At 44.8% G+C, this 15137-nt stretch carries 16 protein-coding genes; 8 read left to right on the top strand and 8 right to left on the bottom strand.

What is annotated here, in order from left to right; translation table 11 throughout:
* The first annotated feature begins 89 nt into the window (after positions 1-89).
* Positions 90-1379, top strand: a complete 1290-nt coding sequence (gene purD / locus ACHUFZ_RS12450) for a phosphoribosylamine--glycine ligase (RefSeq protein ID WP_394127435.1) — start codon at positions 90-92, stop codon at positions 1377-1379.
* Between the two features lie 82 nt (positions 1380-1461).
* On the opposite strand, the gene ACHUFZ_RS12445 is transcribed toward purD, so the two are convergent.
* Both ACHUFZ_RS12445 and hupA read right to left on the bottom strand, forming a co-directional pair.
* Complete coding sequence (locus ACHUFZ_RS12445; protein ID WP_394127434.1) at positions 1462-2154, bottom strand: DUF1481 domain-containing protein; 693 nt, start codon at positions 2152-2154, stop codon at positions 1462-1464.
* Between the two features lie 91 nt (positions 2155-2245).
* Positions 2246-2518, bottom strand: a complete 273-nt coding sequence (hupA, locus tag ACHUFZ_RS12440) for a nucleoid-associated protein HU-alpha (protein WP_004410720.1) — start codon at positions 2516-2518, stop codon at positions 2246-2248.
* 330 nt (positions 2519-2848) lie between these two features.
* Between hupA and ACHUFZ_RS12435 the strand changes: the two genes are divergently transcribed.
* A complete protein-coding gene (locus tag ACHUFZ_RS12435) occupies positions 2849-3943 on the top strand; it encodes a CNNM domain-containing protein (protein WP_394127433.1) in 1095 nt (364 codons plus the stop codon).
* A 144-nt stretch (positions 3944-4087) separates the two neighbouring features.
* On the opposite strand, the gene ACHUFZ_RS12430 is transcribed toward ACHUFZ_RS12435, so the two are convergent.
* Positions 4088-4675, bottom strand: coding sequence for a YjaG family protein (locus ACHUFZ_RS12430; RefSeq protein WP_394127505.1), 588 nt, complete (start codon positions 4673-4675; stop codon positions 4088-4090).
* Between the two features lie 84 nt (positions 4676-4759).
* On the opposite strand from ACHUFZ_RS12430, the gene ACHUFZ_RS12425 reads away from it, so the two are divergent.
* Entirely contained in the window at positions 4760-5686 is a 927-nt protein-coding gene (locus ACHUFZ_RS12425; RefSeq protein ID WP_394127432.1) for a D-2-hydroxyacid dehydrogenase, read from the top strand.
* A gap of 15 nt (positions 5687-5701) precedes the next feature.
* On the top strand, positions 5702-6277 hold the full coding sequence (locus ACHUFZ_RS12420; protein WP_394127431.1) for a uracil-DNA glycosylase family protein: 576 nt from the start codon (positions 5702-5704) through the stop codon (positions 6275-6277).
* Positions 6278-6345: 68 nt separating this feature from the next.
* Here the strand turns inward: ACHUFZ_RS12420 and groL are convergent, their stop codons facing one another.
* The 5 genes from groL to ACHUFZ_RS12395 form a co-directional block, all read right to left on the bottom strand.
* Positions 6346-7992, bottom strand: coding sequence for a chaperonin GroEL (gene groL / locus ACHUFZ_RS12415; protein WP_394127430.1), 1647 nt, complete (start codon positions 7990-7992; stop codon positions 6346-6348).
* Positions 7993-8231: 239 nt separating this feature from the next.
* Positions 8232-8522 carry a co-chaperone GroES gene (locus tag ACHUFZ_RS12410; protein WP_004410737.1) on the bottom strand — a complete coding sequence of 97 codons (291 nt, stop codon included), beginning with the start codon at positions 8520-8522 and terminating at the stop codon, positions 8232-8234.
* 205 nt (positions 8523-8727) lie between these two features.
* Positions 8728-9063: a DUF3135 domain-containing protein gene (locus ACHUFZ_RS12405; RefSeq protein ID WP_394127429.1), complete on the bottom strand. Its 336-nt coding sequence runs from the start codon at positions 9061-9063 to the stop codon at positions 8728-8730.
* 126 nt (positions 9064-9189) lie between these two features.
* Positions 9190-9810 (bottom strand): helix-turn-helix transcriptional regulator, encoded by a 621-nt coding sequence (locus ACHUFZ_RS12400; protein WP_394127428.1) that lies wholly within the window; start codon positions 9808-9810, stop codon positions 9190-9192.
* Between the two features lie 57 nt (positions 9811-9867).
* Complete coding sequence (locus tag ACHUFZ_RS12395; RefSeq protein WP_394127427.1) at positions 9868-10302, bottom strand: GNAT family N-acetyltransferase; 435 nt, start codon at positions 10300-10302, stop codon at positions 9868-9870.
* A 67-nt stretch (positions 10303-10369) separates the two neighbouring features.
* Here ACHUFZ_RS12395 and murB point away from each other — a divergent pair, with 67 nt between their 5' ends.
* The 4 genes from murB to ACHUFZ_RS12375 all read left to right on the top strand — a co-directional run bounded on the left by murB (position 10370) and on the right by ACHUFZ_RS12375 (position 15137).
* The gene (gene murB, locus ACHUFZ_RS12390) at positions 10370-11416 is read left to right on the top strand and encodes a UDP-N-acetylmuramate dehydrogenase (RefSeq protein ID WP_394127426.1); all 1047 of its coding nucleotides are present in this window, start codon (positions 10370-10372) and stop codon (positions 11414-11416) included.
* Complete coding sequence (birA, locus tag ACHUFZ_RS12385) at positions 11413-12384, top strand: bifunctional biotin--[acetyl-CoA-carboxylase] ligase/biotin operon repressor BirA (protein ID WP_394127425.1); 972 nt, start codon at positions 11413-11415, stop codon at positions 12382-12384. Before murB ends, birA begins: the two co-directional genes overlap by 4 nt.
* Positions 12385-12453: 69 nt before the next feature.
* Complete coding sequence (gene pssA / locus ACHUFZ_RS12380) at positions 12454-13794, top strand: CDP-diacylglycerol--serine O-phosphatidyltransferase (protein ID WP_394127424.1); 1341 nt, start codon at positions 12454-12456, stop codon at positions 13792-13794.
* Between the two features lie 116 nt (positions 13795-13910).
* Positions 13911-15137 (top strand): sugar transferase, encoded by a 1227-nt coding sequence (locus ACHUFZ_RS12375; protein ID WP_394127423.1) that lies wholly within the window; start codon positions 13911-13913, stop codon positions 15135-15137.

The following is a 15137-nucleotide window of genomic DNA, read 5'->3' as shown; positions in this document are numbered from 1 at the left end:
ATACGAGAGCAACGAGTACGGTCAACAGCAATCACTCGAAGCTCTCTACTCGATACTCGAAGCTAAGCAATTTGATTGAAGGATTTAAAATGAACGTACTTATCATCGGTGCTGGCGGTCGTGAGCATGCACTAGGCTGGAAAGCAGCACAAAACCCAAATGTTGAGACAGTATTCGTTGCACCTGGTAACGCAGGTACAGCGCTTGAGCCAAAACTAGAGAACGTAAACATCGGCGTTGAAGCAATCTCTGAGCTGGTTGCTTTCGCTCAAGAGAAGAAAATCGAGCTAACGATTGTTGGCCCTGAAGCGCCGCTAGTTATCGGTGTGGTTGACGCTTTCCGCGAAGCAGGTCTGCCAATCTTCGGCCCAACTGAAGCGGCTGCGCAGCTAGAAGGCTCAAAAGCATTCACCAAAGACTTCCTAGCGCGCCACAAGATCCCAACAGGCGCTTACGCAAACTTCACTGAAATTGAGCCAGCTCTAGCTTACGTCCGCGAGCAAGGTGCTCCTATCGTAGTGAAAGCTGACGGTCTTGCTGCAGGTAAAGGGGTTATCGTTGCGATGACTCTAGAGGAAGCAGAAGAGGCAATCAAAGACATGCTGGCTGGCAATGCATTCGGTGAAGCCGGTAGCCGCGTGGTTATCGAAGAATTCCTTGAAGGTGAAGAAGCGAGCTTCATCGTGATGGTTGACGGTCAAAGCGTTCTACCAATGGCCACCAGCCAAGACCATAAACGTGTCGGCGATAAAGATACAGGCCCTAACACTGGCGGTATGGGTGCTTACTCTCCTGCTCCTGTTGTTACACCTGAAATCCATGAGCGTATTCTTGAAGAAGTTATCTACCCTACCGTGCGCGGTATGGACGCAGAAGGTCACCCATACACAGGTTTCCTATACGCAGGTCTAATGATCGACAAAGACGGCACACCGAAAGTTATCGAGTACAACTGCCGCTTCGGTGACCCAGAAACACAACCTATTATGATGCGTATGGAGTCTGACCTTGTTGAGCTATGCCTAATGGCGATCGACGAGAAGTTAGATGAAGCAGAGTCTAAATGGGATCCTCGCGCATCTATCGGCGTAGTCCTAGCGGCTGGTGGTTACCCTGCTGACTACGCGAAAGGCGATGTAATTTCACTACCAACTGAGCAAGCTGACGATCAGAAGATATTCCACGCCGGTACCGCAAATAACGCTGCGGGTGAAGTTGTGACGAATGGTGGTCGCGTACTGTGTGCAACAGCACTAGGTAATAGCGTTTCAGAAGCGCAAGAGAAAGCGTACGCACTGGCTAAGCAGGTGAGCTGGAATGGTATGTTCCACCGCAACGACATCGGCTACCGCGCGATTGCACGTGAGCAAGAGAAATAAATAACAATTTCAGTTTGGCTAACTGACTAGAAGTTAAAAGGCGCTCAATGAGCGCCTTTTGTTTATCTATTAAAGCCTAAACTTATTCTTCAATTAAGCTTGGACGCTCAATACAATCATGACTGTCGTCAGACAACATGAGCAGCTCATTCACAACCACTTTATTACTGCGTGTTGAACCAATAAACGCCGCATAGCTGTCAACCGATGATAAGCGGTTCACGACAAAGCTTGGCAAGGTTTCATTAAACTCCACCTGATCATAGCTCTTGCCATTACAAGCGTCAAAGCTGGTTCCATCCCAATAGCCTTGGATCAGTCTCATGCCATTGCTGCTTTGCTGCTTGGCAACATCCGCAATGTTGAGCGCTTCTTGCTTCAACCAAGCAATTTTATCCACCTTAAGCGGCAACACTCGCCCATCTAGCCTGTGTTGCTGATAGATAGCATCACCGTCTTTGTTAAAGCGCACATGAATACGATATGGCACTAGCTCTGCGTCTTTAAGCTGTTCACCTTCACGAATCAGTTCTCTCAGCTCACCCTCATCCCAGCGGTAGTCGGTTTTATACCAACCATAATCGCCAGCCGCGACATAATCGGCAGCGGTATGAGGGAAGGTTAAGCGCTCCGTGTACCAATATAAACTGGTCGCATCGCCCATCGTCTGTCCACCAGTATAATTGGAGAACTGATCAAGATTTGGCGTCGGTACACTCGATGAGCAACCGATAAGCAAAGAAGCGATTAGTGAAGGAAGAAGTATTTTTTTCATAGTCATAAAACAAATATACGCCAAGATAGGAAAGACTACCTTGGCGTATTATATACAATCTAGAGTGTAAAACTCTGAAATCAGTATTTAATTATTTTACTGCGTCTTTCAGTGCTTTACCTGCTACGAAAGCAGGAACGTTCGCTGCAGCGATTTGGATCTCGTCACCAGTTTTAGGGTTACGGCCAGTACGTGCTGCACGGTGGTTAACTTTGAATGTACCAAAACCAATTAGTTGAACCTGGTCACCCTCTTTAAGTGCGCCAGTCACACCTTCAAGAGTAGCTTCAAGAGCAGCTTTAGCTTGTGCTTTAGATAGGTCTGCTTTCTCTGCGATAAAGTCGATTAATTGGGTCTTGTTCATTAGGTTTCCCTTCTCATATGTTATCGAATTCAACTCACTCTAAATCATAAATGCCCTATCTGGCAAAGGTTTGTAAGCGATCTTTCGCTTTCATGACGTACTTTTAACCGTATTCTGAGTATTAACTCACAATTTGTTACTCTGGGAGGATCAGTTAATACTTGTTTTTAACCTCATTTGGCCTTATTTATACATCAGCAAAAGTCCGTAAAGCCTGATAGTGCGGGGCTTAAAGCGAATACAAAATGTCCACTGTAATCATGCACAGGTTCGAAAAGTCAGACTTTTCATGCAACGTTTATGGTGGAGATAAACCTACATAGGACACTTATGTTGTTGCTAACTATATACGTCTCTGTTGCGATTGGCGTATCGTTTATCTGCTCCGTCTTAGAAGCGGTTCTTCTGAGTATCTCACCAAGTTATATCGCTCAATTGCGTCAGCAAGGTCACCCTGCAGCGGACGCTTTGGCAAAGTTAAAAACAGATATCGACCGACCTCTGGCTTCGATCCTTACCCTTAACACCATCGCTCACACCATTGGTGCAGCTATTGCTGGTGCGCAAGCGTCTGTCGTATTTGGCAGTCAGTGGTTAGGGGTGTTCTCTGCGGTACTCACTTTTGCCGTTCTGCTGTTTTCTGAAATTGTGCCGAAAACCATCGGTGCAACATATTGGCGCCAGCTTGCGCCGATGGCTGCAACCACATTACGTTGGATGGTATGGGCATTAACGCCATTTGTGTGGTTCTCAGAACAAATCACTAAACGTCTAGCAAGCGGTCATGAAGCACCAAAAATGCGCGATGAATTGTCTGCAATGGCGCTACTAGCAAAAGAGAGCGGTGAATTTGCCGAAGGTGAATCGAAGATCCTCACCAACTTATTAGGGATTCAAGATGTACCTGTTACCCAAGTAATGACGCCACGTCCGGTAGTATTTCGCGTCGATGCAGAGATGACGATTAACGAGTTTCTGGATAAGCATAAAGAGACGCCGTTTTCGCGCCCACTGGTTTACAGCCAATCAACAGACAACATCATTGGTTTTGTCCACCGCTTAGAGCTATTTAAGATTCAGCAAGCAGGTTGTGGTGAGAAGCAACTTGGTGCTGTGATGCGCCCAGTGCACGTGCTATTCAATACGATCGCGCTACCAAAAGCGTTTGAGCAGATGATGGCTAACCGCCTACAACTAGCCATGGTGGTCGACGAGTACGGTACGATTCAAGGTATTTTGACTCTAGAGGACGTATTTGAACACCTAGTTGGTGAAGAGATTGTCGACGAAGCTGACCGCACCACAGACATGCAAGAGCTCGCTTTTGACCGCTGGGAAAAGTGGAAAGAAAAACACGGCGTTATCGAAAATCGCGATGACGACGATGAAGAGCCAATAGTACCTGATGCAAAAAAAGAGGAATAGGCTACGAGCTACGAGCTACGAGCTACGAGCTAATAATCGCTTCTCTGTAAGCTTTTAATCAAACAAAAAGAGTATCGAATTTGGCAACTCGATACTCTTTTTTAAAACTAGTGGCTAAAAACTTTGAACTAGCAGCGTAGCGTTCTAGAGTTGAACCCCGATATTACTTACGCCTTCATCACGCAACTCTGCTCGTAAGTCTTTAATCAGGTCGATATCACGCTCTTCGGCTTCACGCAGCGGACGGAAGATCGCCCATTGTACGTCCCACTCGCCACAAACCGCTTCATTCTGCTTCTGGTTCTCGTTAGTGATCTCTTCACCCGTTTGAGCCCCTTCAAGCTGAGCAACCGTCATCACCGACTGCTGACTTACCTTGTGCATATTCTCAAACAAGTAGTCTCGGTCTAGCAAGCCGTGAAGTAGGTGCGACAGCGAGACACACGCATCAATCGCTGGGTAAACACCGTAAAAGTCAAAGTCTTCAGAACTTGGAATGATCTCTTCAAGCTTTTCGAGTTGACGTTCAAAGTTCACTTTGGCCGTTTTAACAGTAAGCTGCTCCCAGATGCTATCCAACACATCGCGGTAAACACGCGCCTGCGCAAACTCTGTGCTATCACAAAACATCGCATAGTTTGGGTACATACGTTCACACAGGCTCGCCATAAAGGTAATCTGTTTCCATGGTTCTAACTTCTCAAGACGAAGCTGAAGAGGATTCTGTAGCATAGAGACTCTTAGGGTCTGTTGACCTAGTTGCTGAATTAGACAGCGAAAGTGTACTTGATAACCAGCAGGGAAAAAAGCAAGGCGATGAACAATTTCACTCATAAGTTATATCTACTAACTGAAGATAATCCATATTACCTCGCGCTATTAGATCAATTGACGCTACCTGATATAGAAATCACCTCTGATAAGGAACAAGCAACGATTCTTTTAGCTTCCCCACCCTTAGCGGCAAAGTGCTTTGACGAGTTTCCTAATGTCGAGTGGGTGCAATCTATCTACGCTGGCGTCGACGCGCTTGTTCCATGTCTAGAGAGCTTTTCTGGTGAGTTGACCAATGTAAAAGGGATCTTCGGCCAACAAATCTCAGAATACGTACTGGGCTATACCATTGAGCACTACCGCCACTTTACTTATTACCACCAGCAACAAACACAAAAGTCTTGGTCACCAAAGCCTTATCAATCACTAACAGGTAAAAAGATGGTGATTCTAGGTACAGGATCAATAGGAGCTTATCTCGCCAATGCAGCTAAAGCGTTTTCCATTGTGCCAATTGGCATAAACCGTAGTGGTATTCCAAGTAAAGGTTCGCCATTTGAGGCGACTTACCACATTCAGGAGTTAGCCACCGCTTTGGAACAAGCGGATATTGTCGTCAATACACTACCCAACACGCCTGAAACCCAACATATTCTAAATAGTGACAGCTTATCGCACTGTAAAGCTGCGCTACTGTTCAACGTTGGTCGCGGCGGCGCAATTGAGCAGCAAGGGCTACTAGAGTCACTGGAATCCGGCTCTATTAGCCACGCTTTCCTCGATGTGTTTGAGCAAGAGCCATTAGATAATTCACATCCTTATTGGCAACACCCGAATATCACCATCACACCGCACATCGCCGCTCTCAGCTTTCCTGAGCGGGTGATGGATATCTTTGCGGAAAACTACCAACGCTGGCGAGATGGGTTTGGTTTAATTAACACTGTGGATTTGGATAAAGGCTACTAGTGCCGAGAAAGATATATGTTGGATGATTTACTGCAGCAAGTAAGAGCTTGCCGATTGTGTGAAGAGAACTTGCCCCTTGGCGCTAACCCGGTCATACAAGCTTCTGAATCTGCAAAGTTATTGATTATCGGCCAAGCTCCTGGAACTCGTGTCCATGAAACCTCAATCCCTTGGAATGACCAAAGCGGTAGCAGGTTAAGAGAGTGGCTAGAGCTCGATAAAGAGACCTTTTACGACTCCAGTCAGGTAGCTATTATGCCGATGGGATTATGCTATCCGGGTAAAGGTAAAAGTGGAGACTTACCGCCAAGAAAAGAATGCGCCCCTAAGTGGCACCAAGCGGTATTAGATCAGCTACCCAATGTCGGCATGACGTTACTGATTGGCCAGTACGCACAAAACTACTATCTAAACGATAAGCCCAAGACTCTGACGGAAACCGTGCAGCAATGGCAGCGCTGGGCACCGACTTATTTACCACTGCCCCACCCTTCACCAAGAAACACATTATGGTTAAAGAAGAATCCATGGTTTGAAGCGGAAGTGGTGCCGTTTATTCGAGGCTACGTGCATCAGCACCTACGGAGCTAACTAACAGATATAAAAAACGGAGACCGAAGTCTCCGTTTTCAATTTAACTATAGATAGCGAGGGGATGATTACATCATACCGCCCATGCCACCCATACCGCCCATGCCACCCATATCAGGCATTGCAGGAGCGTCTTTAGCTGGAAGGTCAGTAACCATAGCTTCAGTTGTGATCATAAGACCTGCTACTGATGCTGCAAATTGAAGAGCTGAGCGAGTTACTTTAGTTGGATCTAGGATACCCATCTCGATCATGTCACCGTATTCGCCCGTTGCCGCGTTGTAACCGTAGTTACCTTCGCCTGCGCGAACGTTGTTAGCAACAACAGACTCTTCATCACCTGCGTTCTTAGTGATTTGACGGATTGGCGCTTCCATTGCACGTAGTGCTACACGGATACCAACGTTTTGCTCTTCGTTGTCACCTTCAAGGTTAGCAACTTTAGATGCTGCGCGAATAAGAGCTACACCACCACCAGCAACCACACCTTCTTCAACCGCTGCGCGAGTTGCATGAAGTGCGTCTTCTACGCGGTCTTTCTTCTCTTTCATTTCAACTTCAGTTGCTGCGCCAACTTTGATTACTGCAACACCGCCAGCTAGCTTAGCTACGCGCTCTTGTAGTTTCTCTTTGTCGTAATCTGAAGTTGCGTCTTCGATTTGCTGACGGATTTGAGCAACACGACCTTGGATCATTGCTTCTTCACCCGCACCATCGATGATGGTTGAGTTTTCTTTCGTAATCGTTACGCGCTTAGCTTGACCTAGATCTTCAAGAACAACTTTCTCTAGCTCTAGACCGATCTCTTCAGAAATCACTGTACCGCCAGTTAGGATAGCGATGTCTTGTAGCATTGCTTTACGACGGTCACCAAAACCAGGAGCTTTAACAGCGGCTACTTTCACGATACCACGCATGTTGTTCACAACTAGAGTCGCTAGCGCTTCACCTTCTACATCTTCAGCGATGATTAGAAGTGGACGAGATGCTTTCGCTACCGCTTCCAGAGTAGGAAGAAGTTCGCGGATGTTCGATACTTTCTTATCGATTAGTAGAATGAACGGGCTTTCTAGATCAACAGAACCAGCTTCTTGGTTGTTGATGAAGTAAGGAGATAGGTAACCGCGATCGAACTGCATACCTTCTACTACGTCTAGCTCATCTTGTAGAGCCTGACCTTCTTCAACAGTGATAACGCCATCACGACCCACTTTTTCCATCGCTTCAGCAATAATGTTACCTACTGTTGCGTCAGAGTTCGCAGAGATAGTGCCCACCTGTGCGATCGCTTTTGTATCAGCACATGGTACAGATAGCGCTTTTAGCTCTTCAACAGCTGCAACTACCGCTTTGTCGATGCCGCGCTTAAGATCCATTGGGTTCATGCCTGCAGCTACTGCTTTAAGGCCTTCGTTAACGATAGCTTGAGCAAGTACTGTTGCTGTCGTTGTACCGTCACCCGCAGCGTCGTTTGCTTGAGACGCTACTTCTTTAACCATTTGTGCGCCCATGTTTTGGAACTTGTCTTCAAGTTCGATTTCGCGCGCTACAGATACACCATCTTTAGTAATCGTTGGTGCACCGAAAGATTTGTCTAGAACTACGTTACGGCCTTTAGGACCTAGTGTTACTTTTACTGCGTCAGCCAGAACGTTTACACCCTCTAGCATTTTAATACGTGCGTCGTTACCAAATTTAACGTCTTTAGCAGCCATCTTTTATTTCCTTTAAATTCTTTGTTTAATGATGCCAATATCATCCATTCTATAATCGTTCTTGCTTGCTAAAATCCTCTATAACTGCGTTAAGAATTTCGCAATTAGACCCACTAGTAGACTTCAATTCTTGCCTTGTTCTAGTGGATTTTTTCAGCGCAATTTTCCGTTTCTCGAATGAATGGTATTTGCATAGGCTAATATTTGAATCTGAGCAAAAAACTACTCAATGATTGCTATTACTCAACGATCGCCATGATGTCGTTTTCAGACATAACTAGCACTTCTTTACCGTCGATTTTTTCAGTCTTAGTACCGTAACCTTCAGCGAAGATAACCGTGTCGCCAACTTTTACGTCCAACGGCAGCACTGTACCGTTTTCTAGAATGCGGCCTTTACCTACAGCTAGAACTACGCCGCGAGTCGATTTCTCTGCAGCAGAACCAGTTAGAACGATGCCACCAGCTGACTTAGATTCAACTTCTTGGCGCTCAACGATAACTCGGTCGTGTAATGGACGAATATTCATCGGGTGTCTCTCCTGAAAATTTCCATGTTTGATTTGATAAATGGCTTTCAAAGCCTTGTGGTAACTATATGAGGGACAGATTAAGTAAACCCAAGGGGAGATAGAATTTTTTTTGTGATCGAGTTCAGAGATGGGGTAAATGGGTAGTCATATCGACTAAGTAGAAAATAACCAACAATTTAAGAAGAAAGAATTAAGTGGCAACTCAGCGCCACTCATCCAATAAGATAACATCAGCTAACGGCTGCTTGTCTGATTCAACAACATCGCCATCTAACACGTCTTGAAATTTAGTCATTTGAGAAACCAACTCACGCATTAAGACCATATTAGCGTGGTTAGGGTTTTTGCAGGTGCTGACGACACGATCGATATGGCTTTGCTGCGCCCACAGCCTATCTTGCATCTCTACCGAAGCGGAGAGGATCATCTCTTCACACATGTCTTGCTTGAGTTGAGAGAAGGCATCGGGGTTATTTTGTGCAAGCTCCATCAACTCATCAAAAGAAGGTAATGTTTGATTGATTAATGGTGTTCTCATAATGCCTCCTAATACACTGATTGAAGTATCAGCAACTCATTTAAGGATAGGTGATCATGAAAACAATGGAAGATGGGATTATTCAGAGTCTCAAAAGTAAGAACGCTTAAGGCGGTGTAGGTTTAATCAGTCCTCAAGCGAAATCCGGTAAGCACAGCGCCTTTCACCTTGAACTATATGCTCTGTTCGTTCTATCAAGCAGTCAGCACCAAGTAGCTTCTTAAATACATTTAACTCTGACTGGCAAAGAGACGGGCAACGCGTCGCAGCTTTGCAGATCGGACAGTGGTTTTCAATCATAGTGTATCCAGACTCCGTCTTCTCTAACTCAGCCATATAGCCTTCTTGCTGGCGCAACTCAACTAGCTTAAGTAAACGAGCTTCCAGTTCAGAATACTCGCTTAACTGATTTAGGTAATTATGAAAGGTTTGCTTTTCCCTTTCATCGGCGACCTTTTGCAGCCCTTCTTTACCAAACAAGCTCTCAACCGCGTCTATGACTTGAATTGTGAGTTCACCGTGACGATCAGCAAATTCTTTGTGTCCCTCAGAAGTAAGCGACCAATGTCTGGTTGGTCGGCCAACTTTTACTTTACGGTCTTCAAAGGTAAGCACGCCTTGGGACTCAAGAGCTTGTAGGTGCTGACGAGCCCCCATTGTCGTCATAGATAACTCTTGCGCCAATTGTTTTACCGTAACCGCACCATTGGTTTTGATTAACTGTAAAATTTTATCCGTGCTTTTCATATTTACTTCCTCAATTACTAGGTAATTATGAGGGAAGCCATTTATAAAGCAAACGCTTTACATGTCTAAGGATGAGTCTGATACAAAGTACTTCATCGGAACCAGCGTTTTAGTTCGAGTATAGCGTTGGTATAAAACTTTCAACGAGTTAGGCAGCTCCTGGCAATCAATCGTCTTAAAGCCATGCCGTGCATAAAAGCCTTCAAGATGCTGATAGGCAAAGCAATAATCACCCTCAGCTAGCACATGCTGCAAGCAATAACACATCAATTCATGCCCGAGTCCCTGCCCCCTAAAATCAGGAACAACAAGCATCCCCGTCAGCAATCGATATTGTTCAATAGTTCGAAAGCGGACAACAGCAGCCATTTGGTTTGCCATGTAGCCGACCAAAGTTAGCTCATCCTTTTTGGCCTTGCCGGATGGATAAAAGGATTTGTATAGCCTCGCGACTAAAGGCAGCTTCATCGGGTCCAGTTGCTCAATCTGCATTGCACTCATTATCACCAATCTCGATTTGAGGTAGAATGAGCGCAGTTTAGATTACTCGATAAAACCAATGCAAATTACAGCTAACGCCGACCTACGCCCTTATCATACTTTTTCTGTTTCTCAGCAGTGTGCCTTTCTTGTTGAGATCAACTCGATAGATGAGCTAAAACAGGTCTACCTGAATGCGGAATGGAGCGCTTTACCTAAGCTCGTACTGGGTAAAGGCAGCAATATGCTCTTTACTGAAAAGTATCAAGGCATGGTGATCATCAATTCATTACTTGGCAAAGAAGTCACTGAATCTGATACTCACTGGCATTTGCATATATCTGGTGGTGAAGATTGGCCTTCTCTTGTCCAGTGGACGGTTGAAAGTGGTTATCCAGGTTTAGAAAACTTAGCTCTTATCCCGGGTTGTGCCGGCAGTGCACCGATCCAGAACATTGGTGCTTATGGTGTTGAACTAAAAGATATTTGTGAGTATGTCGATATTCTCTGTCTGGAGACCTTCACAGTTAAGCGCTTGAGCGCTTCGGAGTGTCAATTTGGTTACCGCGACTCTATTTTTAAACACTCGCTATATCAAAAGGCGGTGATCATTGCGGTTGGCCTTATACTCGCTAAAGATTGGCAACCAAATATCGAGTATGGACCTCTTAAATCTTTGGCTTCAACAGACCTTACCGCCCAACAGATATTTGATCGCGTACGCCAAATTCGTATGGAGAAACTCCCAGATCCAGCTGTAACAGGCAATGCTGGTAGTTTTTTCAAAAACCCGGTCATTTCTAAAGACCACTTTGAGCAATTAAAGAATCAATTTCCCGATATTGTTGCCTACCCTGCTGATAACGGAATGAAAGTCGCAGCTGGCTGGTTGATCGATCAATGTCAGCTAAAAGGCACGTCAGTTGGTGGCGCTCAAGTCCACCCAATGCAAGCGCTAGTGCTGATCAACCAGAACCACGCAACAGCGGAAGACATCATTCAACTTGCCGCTAAGGTTCGAACTGCGGTGTTAAATCGCTATCAAATCGAGCTTGAACATGAAGTTCGCTTTATGGGCGCGAAACAAGAAACCTACTTACAAGACATCTTGGAGAAGCAGTCATGAAGGACCACTCTGCAAAATTATCGATATTAAAAGCGCTTTCCAAAGGTGGCTTTCACTCAGGAGAAGAGCTTGGTGATCAACTTGGTGTTTCTCGCGCTGCCGTGAGTAAACATATCAAAGGCATTCAAGAGTGGGGCGTCGATATCTTTCGCGTACAGGGCAAAGGCTACCAACTTGCGAAACCAATGCAGTTGCTTGACCAAGAAGTATTAAACCAAGCCCTAGAGACTCCCGTAGAGCTTATTCCTATTATAGACTCGACCAACCAATACTTACTTGAGCGAGCAGACAGCTTAGAATCGGGGTCGGTATGTTTAGCTGAATATCAGGCTAAAGGACGCGGACGCCGTGGCCGAGAATGGGTTTCCCCTTTTGGTTCTAATCTATACCTATCGATGTTTTGGCGCTTAGATGCGGGTATGGCAGCGGCAATGGGACTAAGCTTAGTGGTTGGCGTTGCCATCGTTGAAGCACTAGAAGAGATTGGTTTAGAGGGCGTAAAGCTTAAGTGGCCTAATGATCTTTATTATCAAGATAAAAAGCTCGCCGGCATTTTAGTTGAGATGTCAGGTCAAGCAGGAGCTGCCGCAAACCTTGTTATCGGCATGGGTATGAACTTGATGATGTCTGATAAAACGGAAGGGATTACTCAACCGTGGTCAAGCCTGTCTGAAGTGGCTGAGAGTCAAAATATCGACCGCAACCAACTGGCTATCACTATGATTAAAACCTTGAATAAGTCGCTCGCTGATTATGAACTACAAGGAATGTCAGGCTTTGTTGAAAGATGGAATCGACTCGATAACTTCTTAGGACGCCCGATTCAACTTATCATGGGGCCAAGAGAGATTTCGGGCATTTCAAAAGGCATCAATGAGCAAGGCGCGGTTCTTTTAGAGACCGAGCAAGGAATCGAAAGCTATATTGGTGGGGAGATAAGTCTTAGAGCTTCAAGTAGCGAGTCTTAGGTCACTCGCAACTTTTTCGTTCTTTTGCTAATATCCCTGTCCACTTTAAGTAAAGGTTACCCATCCAACATGATGACTCATAGGAATTTATTCGAACAACTTCCTACTTTGGCGCAAGATCCCGCTCAATTCGAGACTTTATACGCAGCCAAAGACTTTCGAACTCGCTTAATTGAAGCGATTCGTCAGGCAAGTAAACGAATCTACCTTGTGGCTCTTTACTTAGAAGATGATGAGGCTGGTCGAGAAATTTTGACCGAGCTTTATCAAGCTAAGCAGCGCAATCCAGGCCTAGATATTAATGTCTGTGTCGACTGGCACCGTGCTCAACGTGGCTTAATTGGTGCTGACCCTGGCGAAACCAATGCTGCAATGTATAAGTCATTTGCCGAGAACTACGAACATAAGATCCCAGTTTACGGGATTCCAGTTCGTGGCCGCGAAGTATTTGGCGTACTGCACCTCAAAGGCTTTATTGTTGATGATCAAGTCATCTACAGTGGCGCAAGCTTAAACAATATCTACCTCAACTATAAAGACCGTTACCGTTTTGACCGCTACCATATGCTAAGCAACAAAGCACTGGCAGACAGTATGGTCGAGTTCATTCAGTCTGAGATGATTGAACACCCAGCTGTGAATGACTTAGCGTGTCCAAGTAAACCTGAAACCAAAGAGATCAAAGCACAAATTCGCCAACTACGCGCATCATTAGCTAAGTCGAGCTACCAATTTGAGTCGCAAGAAGTTTCAGCTGAACAAGTTGCTGTCACTCCTATCGTAGGTGTCGGTAAAAAGCGTAACAAGCTTAACCAAGGTATCAACCAACTACTTGCTCAAGCAAAAGATGAGATCTTCATCTGCACGCCTTACTTTAACTTCCCACGAAGCGTGGCAAAAGAAGTGAAGAAGGCGATCAAACGTGGTGTAAAAGTCACGATTGTTGTTGGTGATAAGACGGCTAATGACTTCTACATCTCACCAGAAGAAGATTTCCGTACCATTGGTGGCTTACCTTACCTATATGAGCGTAACTTACGCCAATTTGCAAAAGCGAACGAAGCGAATATTGCCAGCCGTAAACTCTCTATCCACCTTTGGAAGCACGAAGAAAACAGCTTCCACTTAAAAGGCATTTGGGTCGATAAGCGTTATATGCTGATTACGGGCAATAACCTTAACCCACGAGCTTGGAAGCTAGATTTAGAAAACGCTATCTTCATTCAAGATAACTATCATCATTTAACACCTCAGTTTGAAAAAGAGGTGGAAAATATTCTTCAACACACTGACCTAATCTGCACGTACAGACAATTAGAGAAGTTTGAAGATTACCCAGATGCGGTCCAGAAGCTGATGCGTAAGATTACGCGAGTGAAAGCGGATCGGGTTTTAAAGCAGATTTTGTAGCCAATATAAGGTTAGCTTGATATCACCATATATCGAGCTAACTCACTTCTGCAAAAGAGCCATTGTCTACATGTATATGCTAATATCTACCCAAGACTAATTAGAATAAGCTACTCATGGAAAAGCGTCACTGCATTTTTTACCACTGCTGTTACTTCTTTTGTATGCTTAGTTTTTTACTAGCGTGGACATATATTAGCTACCCGACCTTTCCGACAACTATTCTCTCTAGTCTACTTATTGTTAGTGGTGTCTTCTTCTTCAATTCCATAGTACTTCCCCCTCCGACATGCTCTATTTTACAATCACAAGTTAGCCGCATTATTCCGACGCTCTTAACAGGGTTTGGGATCGCATTTTTTGCTCTACTGCTGTTTAGAATCGACTATTCGCGACCAATATTGTTAATGGGGGGGATGCTAAGCTGTATTTGGTACATCAGTTTTTATACCCGTCAAGAAGCAAAGTGGAAAGCAACCCTATATTTAGTCGGTGATTTCCAACAATCACACGATAGACTAGCCAAGAAACTCACCTTAAAACCTTATGTTCACACGATGGATTTATCACGGTTAAAAGGAGGTATTCTCGTTGATATACAAACACCTTTTACAGAAAAGGAAGAGGGTATTATCGCCGATTGCTCCATCGCACAAATCCCTGTATACCATATCAGCCAACTTCAAGAGCGCTTAGATCATAAAGTATCTAGTATGTATTTATCTGATAGTACAATACGCGCATTACAGCCTTACTCGGGGTACTTTCGGATAAAATCAGTACTAGATTTTGTAATAGCTATACTCGCTATTATCATCACCTCTCCTCTCATGGCGATTATCTGCTTATTGATTAAGAGCCAGGGAAGTGGCTCAGTCTTCTTTAAACAAACGCGGGTTGGCCAAAACAACCAGGCATTCACACTATATAAATTTAGAACGATGCGTACTGAAACAAGGAGTGACACCGCTAAGTTTGCTTCAGAAGAACCAGAGCGTATTTCTAAACTAGGCCGAATTTTGCGTCACAGCCGCCTAGATGAACTACCGCAATTTTGGAATGTATTGAAAGGTGACATGTCAATTATAGGCCCAAGGCCGGAGCAACCCATTTTTGCAAAACAATTTGCTAAAGAGATTCCCTTTTATGACTACAGGCATATTGTAAAACCCGGTATCACTGGCTGGGCACAAGTAACGCAGGGCTATACTGACAATACGGAAAGCACCAAAGAAAAGCTCGCGTACGACTTCTACTATTTAAAGTATTTAAGCTGGCAACTAGATTTCGAGATTTATCTCAAAACACTTCGGGTGATGTGGATAGGTAAAGGAGCAGCCTAG

The sequence above is a fragment of the Vibrio hepatarius genome (assembly GCF_043642085.1).
In the GTDB taxonomy this organism is placed as follows: Bacteria; Pseudomonadota; Gammaproteobacteria; order Enterobacterales; family Vibrionaceae; genus Vibrio; species Vibrio hepatarius_C.
The sequence above is the reverse complement of the archived record's forward strand: the minus strand, read 5'-3'. Positions and strand labels throughout refer to the sequence as shown.

Coding starts and splice junctions, on each gene's coding strand:
- ACHUFZ_RS12425 (WP_394127432.1), top strand. CDS start 4,760: ATGAACAATTTCACTCATAAGTTATATCTACTAACTGAAGATAATCCA.
- groL (WP_394127430.1), bottom strand. CDS start 7,992: ATGGCTGCTAAAGACGTTAAATTTGGTAACGACGCACGTATTAAAATG.
- ACHUFZ_RS12395 (WP_394127427.1), bottom strand. CDS start 10,302: ATGCAGATTGAGCAACTGGACCCGATGAAGCTGCCTTTAGTCGCGAGG.
- pssA (WP_394127424.1), top strand. CDS start 12,454: ATGATGACTCATAGGAATTTATTCGAACAACTTCCTACTTTGGCGCAA.
- ACHUFZ_RS12400 (WP_394127428.1), bottom strand. CDS start 9,810: ATGAAAAGCACGGATAAAATTTTACAGTTAATCAAAACCAATGGTGCG.
- ACHUFZ_RS12430 (WP_394127505.1), bottom strand. CDS start 4,675: ATGCTACAGAATCCTCTTCAGCTTCGTCTTGAGAAGTTAGAACCATGG.
- hupA (WP_004410720.1), bottom strand. CDS start 2,518: ATGAACAAGACCCAATTAATCGACTTTATCGCAGAGAAAGCAGACCTA.
- murB (WP_394127426.1), top strand. CDS start 10,370: ATGCAAATTACAGCTAACGCCGACCTACGCCCTTATCATACTTTTTCT.
- ACHUFZ_RS12410 (WP_004410737.1), bottom strand. CDS start 8,522: ATGAATATTCGTCCATTACACGACCGAGTTATCGTTGAGCGCCAAGAA.
- ACHUFZ_RS12420 (WP_394127431.1), top strand. CDS start 5,702: ATGTTGGATGATTTACTGCAGCAAGTAAGAGCTTGCCGATTGTGTGAA.
- ACHUFZ_RS12405 (WP_394127429.1), bottom strand. CDS start 9,063: ATGAGAACACCATTAATCAATCAAACATTACCTTCTTTTGATGAGTTG.
- purD (WP_394127435.1), top strand. CDS start 90: ATGAACGTACTTATCATCGGTGCTGGCGGTCGTGAGCATGCACTAGGC.
- ACHUFZ_RS12445 (WP_394127434.1), bottom strand. CDS start 2,154: ATGAAAAAAATACTTCTTCCTTCACTAATCGCTTCTTTGCTTATCGGT.
- ACHUFZ_RS12435 (WP_394127433.1), top strand. CDS start 2,849: ATGTTGTTGCTAACTATATACGTCTCTGTTGCGATTGGCGTATCGTTT.
- birA (WP_394127425.1), top strand. CDS start 11,413: ATGAAGGACCACTCTGCAAAATTATCGATATTAAAAGCGCTTTCCAAA.
- ACHUFZ_RS12375 (WP_394127423.1), top strand. CDS start 13,911: ATGGAAAAGCGTCACTGCATTTTTTACCACTGCTGTTACTTCTTTTGT.